Genomic DNA, 12,137 nt, shown 5'->3' with positions numbered 1-12,137 from the left:
TCGTCTTGCCGTTCCCTGTCCAGGCGTTTCGTCTCTGCTTTGAGCCATGCATAATAGCTTGTCCGATTCACAGATGCCAATTGGCAAAGATAAGTGATCATTCCTTTTATGTTATGTTTCCGTATGGTTTCCTCAATGAGTTCAAACTTCACAGATGTCGTAATTATTTCTTTTTCTTCGCCTGCCTCTCCAGTTCTTCGAGCTTTTTTAAGAAGTCATTCTCTGCCTGTAGGAATTGGATTCGAGCTTCTGCTTTCTCGAGCTTTTGTTCAGCTGTCAGTGCCTTCGAAGATGGACGCCCAGTACTCCCTTTTCCGCGACGCTCTTCAAGGAAACCTTCTTCACCATACTTTTCATACGTTCGTCTCCAGCGCTTAAGACATTCGTTTGGTTTATCCAGTCCAATCATCCCTAAGTCAAATCCACTTTCTAGGAAGATAGCTTTAGGACCTTTTCCTTCCAGGTTCTCCTTCACAGCCTTTACTTTGAATGCTGGTTGATAACCGATAGCGCGATCTGAAACATGGCTGACATTTGGATTATTCTCTAGTTGTCTACGTTGAAATTCGTTAAAGATTCGTTTACTCATACTTGATTCCCCGTTCTCTCCATTTGTTTTGATTATAACGGNTTTCCTTCCAGGTTCTCCTTCACAGCCTTTACTTTGAATGCTGGTTGATAACCGATAGCGCGATCTGAAACATGGCTGACATTTGGATTATTCTCTAGTTGTCTACGTTGAAATTCGTTAAAGATTCGTTTACTCATACTTGATTCCCCGTTCTCTCCATTTGTTTTGATTATAACGGGTTTTCCGTGTAAGTTAACACAAAAAATCCCGAATAACGGACTTTTTTTATAAGTGTCCATTATTCGGGATACAGTTCAAAATGACCCAATGCGGGTCTTTTTTTATTGTTTGACAAACTTGTTTATACAGGAATATACTTAACTTTATAACATGTATATACAAGTAATGAAAATTTGGAAGCGGTAAATTTAAAGGGAGAAATAAATGAAAACGCTTTCTAGTTAAGGGGGAGTAAATCGTGACTATAAGTCGAGAAACAGTGTTAACCATTGTGGAGGCGCTCGGTGGTCGTGACAACATTGATACAGCAACCCATTGTGTCACACGCCTGCGGCTTGCATTACATGATGAGGGGAAAGTAGACAAGGAAAAACTCGAGTCCGTTGATATCGTGAAAGGCTCTTTTTCTGCCAATGGACAATTCCAAGTCGTGATTGGCCAAGGAACCGTTGATGAAGTATATAAGAAGATGGTCGAAGAGACGGGTATTGGAGAAGCTTCTAAGGAAGATGTGAAACAGGCCGCTTCTGAAAAGCTAAACCCATTGCAAAAAGCAGTTAAAGTTTTAGCAGACATCTTTATTCCGATTTTACCGGCTATTGTGACTGCTGGCCTTTTAATGGGATTGAATAACGTTCTTGTCGGACAAGGGATTTTTTATGACGAAAAATCAATTGTAGAAGTTCATCAAGAATGGGGGGACCTAGCCAGTATTATTAATTTAATCGCGAATACTGCATTCGTCTTTCTACCTGCGTTAATAGGTTGGTCAGCCGTGAAACGATTCGGCGGAAGTCCGCTGCTCGGGATCGTTCTTGGGTTAATGCTCGTTCACCCTGATCTTTTGAACGCATGGGCATATGGGGACGCTCTGAAAAAAGGAGAAATCCCTGTATGGAATATTTTCGGATTAACGATTGAAAAGGTGGGTTACCAAGGTCAGGTACTCCCTGTTCTTGTCGCGTCTTATGTATTAGCAAGACTGGAACAATTTTTAAATAAACGGATTCCAGATTCGATTAAATTATTATTAGTAGCACCAATTACATTACTCGTAACAGGATTCTTAGCATTTATTTTAATTGGTCCAATTACGTTTGCTATTGGTAATGTGGTAACCGATGCATTTGTTGGGATTTTTGATAACTTTGCCGCACTCGGTGGAATTATTTATGGAGGCTTTTATTCCTTACTCGTCATAACCGGTATGCACCACACGTTTCTTGCGGTTGACCTTCAATTGATTTCAAATACAGGTGGGACATTCCTATGGCCAATGCTCGCCTTGTCTAATATTGCTCAAGGTTCATCTGCATTTGCGATGATGTTTGCGACTAAAGATGACAAGTTGAAAGGTCTAGCAGGTACATCAGGTTTATCTGCATATCTCGGTATTACCGAACCAGCGATGTTCGGTGTAAACATCCGCTTTAAGTACCCATTTGTTTTTGCGATGATCGGGTCAGCGGTTGCTGGATTAATTTTGGCGCTCAATAGTGTTACGGCATTTTCAATCGGTATCGGCGGTGTTCCAGGATTCCTATCTATCAAGGATGAGTTCTGGGGTGCGTTCTTTACCGGTATGGCAGTAGTAATTGTTGTACCTTTCGTATCTACATTCCTTTATGCCAAAATTAAAAAGGGCAAATAAATCAATCAATCTACAACGGATACCTTACGTAAACAAACATTTTTATCTTAAGGGTAACTGTTCAGATGAAAAATAAATACCACATTATAGAGGTTGTTCAAAAAGTATCCAACTGATAAACGGCGAATTTCTACGTTACTCGGTTTTTCCGGACTTGCACACGGACATCAACACAAAAATCTAAAACCATTTTTGTGTCTGCGATGACTATTCAGTGTAGCTTTCCTTATGCTGACTTCGACGTTTTCACAGGACGTGAAGCAGTTAGTCGAAGTTCCATATGTACCTGCGTCTACTAGCTTACCTTTGAAGATTGCTTCCTCGGTACAACTCGTAGCTTATATGCAAGTACCGCTCGTCGTTCCGGTCCTCAAAACTGTCGTGCCTGGAACTTCTTGTTTCTGATTCGTCTACTTTTTGAACACGCACTAATAGCGTTTGAGGCCCCTAAGAAGTAACATCATGAATTTAAAGGAGTGGAATTATGACACAGGCCTGGTGGAGAAAATCAGTCGTATATCAAATTTATCCAAAGAGCTTCAATGATACGACGGGTTCTGGTACTGGCGACTTAGAAGGAATCATACAAAAGCTTGATTATTTAAATAAGCTCGGGGTAGATGTCATTTGGTTAACCCCGATTTATGATTCCCCACAACGAGATAATGGGTACGACATTAGTGACTATTATAAAATCCATGAAAAGTATGGAACAATGGAGGATTTTGAACGATTATTGACTGAATCTCACGAGCGTGGGATCAAGGTCATCATGGATATTGTCGTCAATCATACTTCCACAGAGCATACTTGGTTTCAAGAAGCTCTCAACGATCCCAACAGCAATTATCGAGATTTTTATATATGGAAAGAAGCGAAGGAAGGTCCACCGAACAACTGGAAGTCTAAATTTGGCGGGTCCGCATGGCAATATGATACACAATCAGGAGAGTATTATCTTCATCTTTTTGATGTTACCCAAGCGGACCTGAACTGGGAAAACGTAGAATTAAGACATCATGTTTATGAAATGATGACGTACTGGTTTGATAAAGGCGTTGATGGGTTCAGGCTTGATGTCGTTAATCTGCTTTCAAAGAATCAGCAGTTCCCAGATGATAAGTCCACAGAACCACCAGGTGATGGTCGTAAGTACTACACAGATGGTCCAAGAATTCATGAATTCATCAATGAAATGAATACACATGTTTTTTCGAAATATGACGTGATGACTGTTGGGGAAATGTCATCCACAAGTGTCGATCACTGCATTAAATATACGAATCCTGAACGGAACGAATTGGATATGACCTTTAACTTCCATCATTTAAAAGTTGATTATGATAACGGTGAAAAATGGACAAAGTCTGATTTTGATTTTACAAAATTGAAAGAGATCCTTTCGAGGTGGCAGGTCCAAATGAATAAAGGAAATGGATGGAATGCTCTGTTCTGGTGTAACCATGATCAACCGAGGATCGTATCTCGATTTGGAGATGAAGGTGAATTTCGAGTAGAGTCAGCAAAAATGCTTGCGACAACGATCCATATGATGCAGGGGACACCGTACATTTATCAAGGTGAAGAAATTGGAATGATTAATCCGAATTTTGATAAACTTGCTGACTATCGGGATGTCGAATCAATCAATGCATACAATTTTCTCCAACAAAACGGTGTATCGGAAGAGGAGATTATCGATATTCTACAACAGAAATCGAGGGACAACTCAAGAACCCCGATGCAATGGTCAGATCGTGAAAAGGCTGGTTTTACAACTGGGAAACCGTGGATTGTTGTTCCGGAAAATTACAAAGAAATTAATGCGGAACGAGCAGTTGACAATTCAAACTCTACTTTTTACCATTATAAAAAGTTAATAGAATTAAGAAAAACGCATGAGCTCATAACTACAGGGGATTATGAACTCCTTCTCGAGGATGATCCTTCAATCTTTGCTTATGTCCGCAATGGGAAGGATGAGAAGCTCATAGTCGTAAATAACTTTTATGAGGAACCTGTAACATTCCACTTGCCAGATTCTGTTGAAGTATCGGATTATGAGGCAGAGATCCTGATTACCAATTATCATGATGCAGATGAGGATTATCAAACGGTACAACTACGACCTTACGAATCCATTGTTTATTACTTGAAAAAGAAATGATAGACTATAAATACTCTGTTCAGAAGTGGACAAATCAGAAACAAGAAGTTCTACGATTTGAACTTCTTTCATAAATGGTGATTACCTTGATAAAGAACAAGTTCATAACAATCTATAATGATTTACAAGAAAAGATCGAAAGTGGAATTTATTTGCCTGACAGTAAGTTGCCTTCAGAGCATGAGCTAACAGAACTCTATGATACCTCAAGGGAAACTGCTCGAAAGGCCCTTAATTTACTTGCCCAAAATGGCTTTATCCAAAAGGTGAAAGGAAAAGGATCAATCGTCCTTGATGTTGGTAAATTCAACTTTCCTGTATCGGGTCTTGTCAGTTTTAAAGAACTAACGCAAAAACTCGGAAAACAAGTATCAACATACGTTCATGAACTCGTGTTGATGAAACCAGATCCCTTTCTCTGTCGACAGTTAAACATTTCAACTGAAGATAAAGTATGGAAGGTAGTTCGGACACGGAAAATTGATGGGGAACGAATTATTTTAGATCAGGACTACTTTCTAGAGAGTGTTGTTCCTTCGCTGACAAAAGAAATTTGCAAGCATTCAATATATGATTACCTCGAAAACGACCTGCAGCTGCCGATCAGTTTTGCGAAAAAGGAAATTACGGTTGAAAGAGCAACCGAGGCGGTCCAAACAAGATTAGATCTTCGTGATTATGATCATACGGTCCTTGTGAAAAATTTTGTCTATCTTGATGATGCTCGTCTTTTTCAATATACCGAATCTAGACATCGACTTGATAAGTTTCGTTTTGTCGACTTTGCTAGACGGTCTCATTCATAACAGGCTAAGGGTGACTCGTTAATTAAAGTTAAGGGTCATCTTTTTTTTGCACGTTAAGAAAGTATAAAATTTTGCTGCATANTGCTAGACGGTCTCATTCATAACAGGCTAAGGGTGACTCGTTAATTAAAGTTAAGGGTCATCTTTTTTTTGCACGTTAAGAAAGTATAAAATTTTGCTGCATAGATGTAATGTCCAGCTTCAGCGCCCAACCACTTGGATCACTTCAGGCCTCCTGCGGCGGCAACAGCCTCCTCGTCGGTCTTCCAGTGACCTTCGTGGCTAAGCAGGGCGCTTGCGCTTTTCTTATACGTATAGGCATTTGTCACACATTTTATGAGCCCACGTATAATACACAAGAATCCGAATGAGAGGTGAGGGGTCTTGCAACAAACGATTAGTCGTAATTCGAAAACTCAGATCAATGTCGTTCTCGGTCATAGTGCACCTTCATCTATACCTAAGGACGATTGGCTCACTGATGTAGAAACAAAAGAAAAACATGTTCCTTTAAAGAATATTCAGAAGGAATTAGACACACTCGTAGGTATGCAGGAGCTCAAGGATCTTGTCAATGAAATCTATGCGTGGTTGTACATTAACAAATGCAGAGAGTCGGTCAACTTGAAAACTGGTAAGCAAGTCTTGCATATGATGTTCAAAGGAAATCCAGGTACAGGAAAAACAACGGTAGCTAGAATGATTGGGAAACTTTTTCATGACATGAACGTTCTTTCAAAAGGACACATCATTGAAGTTGAAAGAGCGGATTTAGTTGGTGAATACATTGGCCATACGGCTCAGAAAACGAGAGAACTTGTTAAAAAGGCTCTTGGGGGAATTTTATTCGTAGATGAAGCGTATTCACTTGCTCGTGGTGGTGAAAAGGATTTCGGAAAAGAAGCAATTGATACTCTTGTAAAGTCGATGGAAGATCAACAAAATGACTTCATATTAATCCTTGCTGGTTACTCGAATGAAATGGATCACTTTCTGACATTAAACCCAGGCCTTCCTTCGCGTTTTCCAGTTGTCGTCACGTTCCCTGATTACACGGTTGATCAACTTATGGAAATCGCAATTCGCATGACGAAAGAACGTGAATACAAATTAGCGCATGATGCGGAACGAAAATTACGGAATCATCTTCTTCAATTACTTGCTAAAGAGAACCAGACCTTTTCCAATGGTCGCTATATACGGAATTTGCTTGAAAAATCGATGAGAAAGCAATCGATGAGGCTTTTAAAAGAAGGTAAAGAAGGCAAAGATTATTTAATGACGATTAGCGAAAAGGACCTTCACCTAGCAGAACAATCCCGAATTTGATAAGATGTAAGCAGGATTCTGACAGTACAGAACGACCGAAAGTAGGGGAATAGAGTTTGGCCAACGATAAACCAATTAACGAACGAACATTACTAGCGGGGTGTCAACTACCTGACCGAAGTGACACCCTTTTTGAATCGTCGATGAAGGAACTGGCGGCACTGACAGAAACAGCACAAGGCAACCCGGTTATGGAAGTGTCCCAGAAACGGGAACGGGTACATCCTGCTACTTTATTTGGAAAAGGAAAAGTGGAAGAAATCCGAAACTTGATCGACGAAATAGAGGTCGATCTTGTTGTCGTCAATCACGAATTAAGCCCGAGTCAAATGAGAAACCTAACTGATGCGCTTGAGGTGAAGGTAATTGATCGAACGCAATTAATTCTCGATATCTTTGCACAGCGAGCTAATTCTAAAGAAGGTAAGCTTCAAGTTGAACTCGCTCAGTTAGAATATTTACTACCAAGACTTGCTGGGAAGGGTATTCAGCTTTCCAGACTCGGTGGAGGAATAGGTACACGAGGACCAGGTGAAACGAAACTCGAAACAGACCGTAGACATATTCGTAACCGTATTAATGATATACGGACACAACTGAAAAATGTCTCCTCTCACCGAAAACGTTACCGAGAGCGAAGAAAGTTGAACCAGGTCCATCAGATTGCACTTGTTGGATATACAAATGCAGGAAAATCGACTTGGTTCAATCAGTTAACAGAAGCAGATTCGTTTCAAGAGGATCAACTTTTTGCAACGCTCGATCCGATGACCAGAAAATTAAAGCTACCGAGTGGGATGATGACTCTTGTAACTGATACTGTCGGATTTATTCAGGATTTACCTACAGGTCTTGTCGCAGCCTTCCGATCCACACTAGAGGAAGTTAGTGAAGCAGATTTGATCGTCCACATGGTTGATGTCTCTCATTCAAACCGGGACAAGCATATTGAAACTGTGCTTAGGCTCCTTAAAGAGCTTGGTGCAAATGAGATTCCTGTTTTAACCGTATTTAATAAAAAGGATCGACCTCATGAATCGGTATATCCATTATATGATGCAATTGAGGTTTCTGCCCATCGTAACAGCGACCGGATAGAGCTGTTAGCTGCAATCGAATCAGCTGTGAAAGCAACGATGGTTCCATTTAACATCAAGGTCGGCACAGCAGATGGAAAATTATTAAGCCAGCTACAAACATTAACTATTTTACAGAAGCGTCAGTGGGATGATACGGAAGAGGTATATGAATGTGAAGGATATGTTCATGCCTCCCTACCGATTTACGATAAAATCGAGTCAATGACTACACGAGGAGTACAAGATTCTGAATGATGAATTATAATGGTAACAGAGAAATGAAGCAGTTAGTAAATCAAATTGAGACAAGAATTCAACCTATGCATCAAAAAATTGACGCTATCGAAGAGAGTAACCAAAAGAAGGTTCTCGAAGCTTTTCGCGAACATCAAGTGAGTGATTTCCATTTCACTCCTTCCACGGGTTATGGTTATGACGATACTGGTAGAGATGTTCTTGAATGTGTGTACGCAAGTGTGTTTGGTGCGGAATCTGCACTTGTACGTCCTCATATCATTTCAGGAACGCATGCAATCTCAATCGCTCTTTCTGGTGTTCTAAGACCGGGTGATGAGCTACTATATATGACTGGAAAACCTTATGATACTCTTGAAGAGATTGTAGGTATCAGGGGCAGCGGGAAAGGCTCTTTAAAGGAATTCGGAATATCATATCGCGCGGTAGATCTTAAACCGGACGGTCGGGTTGACTTTTCAGCCGTACAAAACCATATACATGAACGGACTAAACTAATTGGCATTCAGCGTTCCAAAGGATACTCTGATCGAAAATCGTTTACAATTGCGGAAATAGAAGAAATGATCCGTTTTGTCAAAGAGATCAATCCTAACGTGATTGTCTTTGTTGATAACTGTTACGGTGAGTTTGTGGAAGTTTTGGAACCAACACATGTTGGAGCGGACTTAATTGCTGGATCACTCATTAAAAACCCTGGTGGAGGACTTGCTAAAATCGGTGGTTATATCGCAGGTCGTGAAGAACTTGTAGAGTTGTGCTCATATCGCCTCACTTCTCCCGGTATCGGTAAGGAAGCTGGAGCATCTCTTGATACATTACTCGATATGTACCAGGGATTCTTTCTTGCACCACACGTAGTAAGTCAATCGTTAAAGGGTGCGGTGTTTACAGCTGCTTTACTTCAAGAGATTGGTTTTGAAACAAGTCCTAGCTGGGATTGTGTCCGAACTGATTTGGTCCAATCAGTTACATTTAAAGACCGTGATAAAATGGTCCTTTTTTGTCAATCGATTCAACGTATGTCTCCCGTAAATTCACATGCTGTACCCCATCCAAGCTACATGCCAGGTTATGAGGATGATGTTATTATGGCTGCTGGAACATTCATTCAAGGGGCGAGCATTGAGTTAACGGCAGATGGACCGATACGTGAACCTTATGAGGTATATGTCCAAGGCGGACTTACGTATTCACATATAAAGCTCGCCGTGATATCAGCCGTACAGGAGATTATTCAGACAGGTTTAAATCAAAAGGAATAGGGGAATCAACTAGAGGGAGTGCAACACACACTCCCTTTTTTTATTTGTGTAAGATTATCTAACATCTTATTGACAAATTATCTAACATCACATATACTGTTAATAAGTAATTAAGAGAGGGGTATGCATAATGGGAGATCAAGTTCGCAGAAACATGCCGTTGTTTCCCATTGGTATTGTCAAGCAATTAACAGAGTTATCAGCCAGACAAATTCGTTATTATGAAGAACATAAGCTGATAACACCGGCACGTTCGAAAGGGAATACTAGAATGTTCTCATTCAATGATGTTGACCGATTGCTTGAAATTAAAGCCCTGCTTGAAAGAGGCGTAAACCTTGCAGGAATTCGGGAAGTCTTTGAAATGAAAGAAAAGGGTTATAGTCTACCTCATTCCGCACGGCGTACAGAACCATCTGAAGGGGACCTGCACAAACACCTTAAAAGAGAACTTTATCAGGCGGGTCGTCACGGAAAAGCCTCACTTATTCAAGGTGAATTAGCTAGGTTTTTTCATTAAAACAAATATAAGGCATGCTTTACAAAACAAGGAGGAAAAAAGTGATGAGTTCGAAGTATTCAAGAGAGGACATTTTAAAGCTGATTAAAGAGGAGAATGTACGTTTTATCCGTCTTCAATTTACGGATTTACTTGGAATAATCAAAAACGTTGAAATTCCTGTAAGTCAATTGGATAAGGCGTTGGACAATAAAATGATGTTTGACGGTTCTTCAATTGAAGGGTTTGTTCGTATCGAGGAATCAGATATGTATCTCTTTCCAGACCTTGACACATTTGTCGTTTTCCCATGGACTTCTGAAAAAGGGAAAGTAGCTAGGTTCATCTGTGATATCTATAATCCAGATGAAACACCATTTGATGGGGATCCTAGAGGGATTCTTAAACGAGTGCTTAAGGAAATGGAAGATCTCGGATTTACAGACTTTAATATTGGACCAGAGCCTGAATTCTTCTTATTGAAAAATGATGAAAATGGTGAACCGACTCTTGAATTAAACGATAAAGGCGGCTATTTTGATTTAGCACCAACAGACCTTGGTGAAAACTGTCGTCGTGATATTGTACTAGAGCTTGAAGATATGGGCTTTGAGATTGAGGCATCCCATCATGAGGTTGCACCTGGACAGCATGAGATCGACTTTAAATATGCTTCTGCCGTTCCTACATGCGATAATATACAAACCTTTAAGCTCGCTGTCAAAACAATTGCGCGTAAACATGGACTTCATGCAACGTTCATGCCGAAGCCATTGTTTGGTGTAAATGGATCTGGTATGCATGCGAACATGTCACTCTTTAAAGGGAAAGAAAATGTGTTCTATGACCCTAGTACAGAGACAGGCTTAAGTGAAGTGGCAATGCAGTTCCTTGCCGGAATTGCAAAGCATGCTATGTCATTCACAGCGATTACGAACCCAACGGTGAACTCATATAAGCGATTAGTGCCGGGTTATGAAGCGCCTTGCTACGTAGCGTGGTCTATGCAGAACCGAAGCCCGCTGATTCGAATTCCTGCATCTCGTGGTATTAGTACTCGAATTGAGGTTCGTAGTGTAGACCCAGCAGCGAACCCTTATCTAGCTATGGCGGTTATGCTTGCTGCAGGTCTTGACGGAATTAAGAATAAACTTCAAGCTCCAGATCCGATTGATCGAAATATTTATGTGATGGATAAAGAAGAACGTGTAGAAGCTGGAATTCAGGATCTTCCTGCTACACTTAAAGACGCCCTCGATATTTTCAGAAAGAACGAAACACTTACAACTGCACTTGGGGCACATGCAACCGAACACTTCATTGAATTGAAAGAAATTGAATGGGATATGTTCCGGACGCAAGTGCATCCATGGGAACGCGAACAGTATATGTCGCTTTATTAAAACAAAAAACCCTTAACACTTATTGGTGTTAAGGGTTTTTTGTTTTTTTAATTTTTTTCAGGCTTCCATGAGGAGAAATGCTTTTCCACTATTCCTAACAATGTAGTGAGAATAACTCCTGTTAAAGTGATGACGAACACTCCTACAAACATTCGATCTGTTTGTAAATTTTGACCGTCATTTGTTAACTGGAAACCAATACCAGCAGAGGAAGCAAACAACTCACCAACTACTACAGCTATTAACCCCTGTCCTATACCTAATCGTATACCAGTCAATAAAAAAGGAACTGTTGATGGCAGTGCAATCATTTTGAAAATTTGCAATTCATTAGCTGTAAAAGTACGTGCTGCTTTTATTAAATTCTGATCTAGTGTATGCATTGCCTTTTGAGCATTCATAACAATTGGGAAGAAGGCCATTAAAAAAACAATTACAATTTTAGATCCTGGACCAATCCCAAAAGCAATAATAATTACAGGCAATAACGTTACTTTAGGTGTTACATATAACCCAGATATAAAAGGATTTACAAGTGCATTAAAGGTTTTATTCCAACCAGAGAATACACCCACTGGAATCCCTATGACCATTGCTAAAAGAAATCCGACACCAAACTCATATCCACTTACTCTCATGTTCTGCCAAAATGTGGGTTCCTGTACCATGATTACTGCTGCCTGTGCAATTGCTAGGGGAGAACTGATGAATAATGGGTCAATCCATTCATTCCGAGAGACTACTTCCCACACGACAATAAATAAAACAACAGATAAAATACTAAGAATTAACCCTCTGTTTCTATTTCCTATTTTCTTAAGGTTTCCTTTTGATAGGTTGGATGAAAGCTGGACAACTTCATTTTTATGCAT

Annotated in this window: 10 protein-coding genes; 8 read left to right on the top strand and 2 right to left on the bottom strand. The window is 40.2% G+C overall.

Going from position 1 to position 12,137, the window contains the following annotated elements; all coding sequences use genetic code 11:
• Positions 1 to 163 precede the first annotated feature (163 nt).
• Complete coding sequence (locus NON16_RS16605; RefSeq protein WP_257350541.1) at positions 164 to 589, bottom strand: HTH domain-containing protein; 426 nt, start codon at positions 587 to 589, stop codon at positions 164 to 166.
• A gap of 460 nt (positions 590 to 1,049) precedes the next feature.
• Between NON16_RS16605 and treP the strand changes: the two genes are divergently transcribed.
• The 8 genes from treP to glnA all read left to right on the top strand — a co-directional run bounded on the left by treP (position 1,050) and on the right by glnA (position 11,265).
• The gene (treP, locus tag NON16_RS16595; protein ID WP_257350540.1) at positions 1,050 to 2,462 is read left to right on the top strand and encodes a PTS system trehalose-specific EIIBC component; all 1,413 of its coding nucleotides are present in this window, start codon (positions 1,050 to 1,052) and stop codon (positions 2,460 to 2,462) included.
• A 484-nt stretch (positions 2,463 to 2,946) separates the two neighbouring features.
• Entirely contained in the window at positions 2,947 to 4,629 is a 1,683-nt protein-coding gene (treC, locus tag NON16_RS16590; protein WP_257350539.1) for an alpha,alpha-phosphotrehalase, read from the top strand.
• A gap of 86 nt (positions 4,630 to 4,715) precedes the next feature.
• Positions 4,716 to 5,435, top strand: coding sequence for a trehalose operon repressor (treR, locus tag NON16_RS16585; RefSeq protein ID WP_257350538.1), 720 nt, complete (start codon positions 4,716 to 4,718; stop codon positions 5,433 to 5,435).
• A 384-nt stretch (positions 5,436 to 5,819) separates the two neighbouring features.
• Positions 5,820 to 6,764 carry a stage V sporulation protein K gene (gene spoVK / locus NON16_RS16580; protein WP_257350537.1) on the top strand — a complete coding sequence of 315 codons (945 nt, stop codon included), beginning with the start codon at positions 5,820 to 5,822 and terminating at the stop codon, positions 6,762 to 6,764.
• 56 nt (positions 6,765 to 6,820) lie between these two features.
• Entirely contained in the window at positions 6,821 to 8,098 is a 1,278-nt protein-coding gene (hflX, locus tag NON16_RS16575) for a GTPase HflX (RefSeq protein WP_372508830.1), read from the top strand.
• Positions 8,095 to 9,363: a methionine gamma-lyase family protein gene (locus tag NON16_RS16570; RefSeq protein ID WP_257350536.1), complete on the top strand. Its 1,269-nt coding sequence runs from the start codon at positions 8,095 to 8,097 to the stop codon at positions 9,361 to 9,363. The genes hflX and NON16_RS16570 overlap by 4 nt, the downstream gene beginning before the upstream one ends.
• A gap of 130 nt (positions 9,364 to 9,493) precedes the next feature.
• On the top strand, positions 9,494 to 9,883 hold the full coding sequence (locus NON16_RS16565; protein ID WP_257350535.1) for a MerR family transcriptional regulator: 390 nt from the start codon (positions 9,494 to 9,496) through the stop codon (positions 9,881 to 9,883).
• Positions 9,884 to 9,927: 44 nt separating this feature from the next.
• Entirely contained in the window at positions 9,928 to 11,265 is a 1,338-nt protein-coding gene (glnA, locus tag NON16_RS16560) for a type I glutamate--ammonia ligase (RefSeq protein ID WP_257350534.1), read from the top strand.
• A 47-nt stretch (positions 11,266 to 11,312) separates the two neighbouring features.
• On the opposite strand, the gene NON16_RS16555 is transcribed toward glnA, so the two are convergent.
• Positions 11,313 to 12,137 (bottom strand): ABC transporter permease, encoded by an 825-nt coding sequence (locus NON16_RS16555; protein ID WP_257350533.1) that lies wholly within the window; start codon positions 12,135 to 12,137, stop codon positions 11,313 to 11,315.

Source organism: Pseudalkalibacillus decolorationis, assembly GCF_024609785.1.
Lineage (GTDB): Bacteria > Bacillota > Bacilli > Bacillales > Fictibacillaceae > Pseudalkalibacillus > Pseudalkalibacillus decolorationis.
The sequence above is the reverse complement of the archived record's forward strand: the minus strand, read 5'-3'. Positions and strand labels throughout refer to the sequence as shown.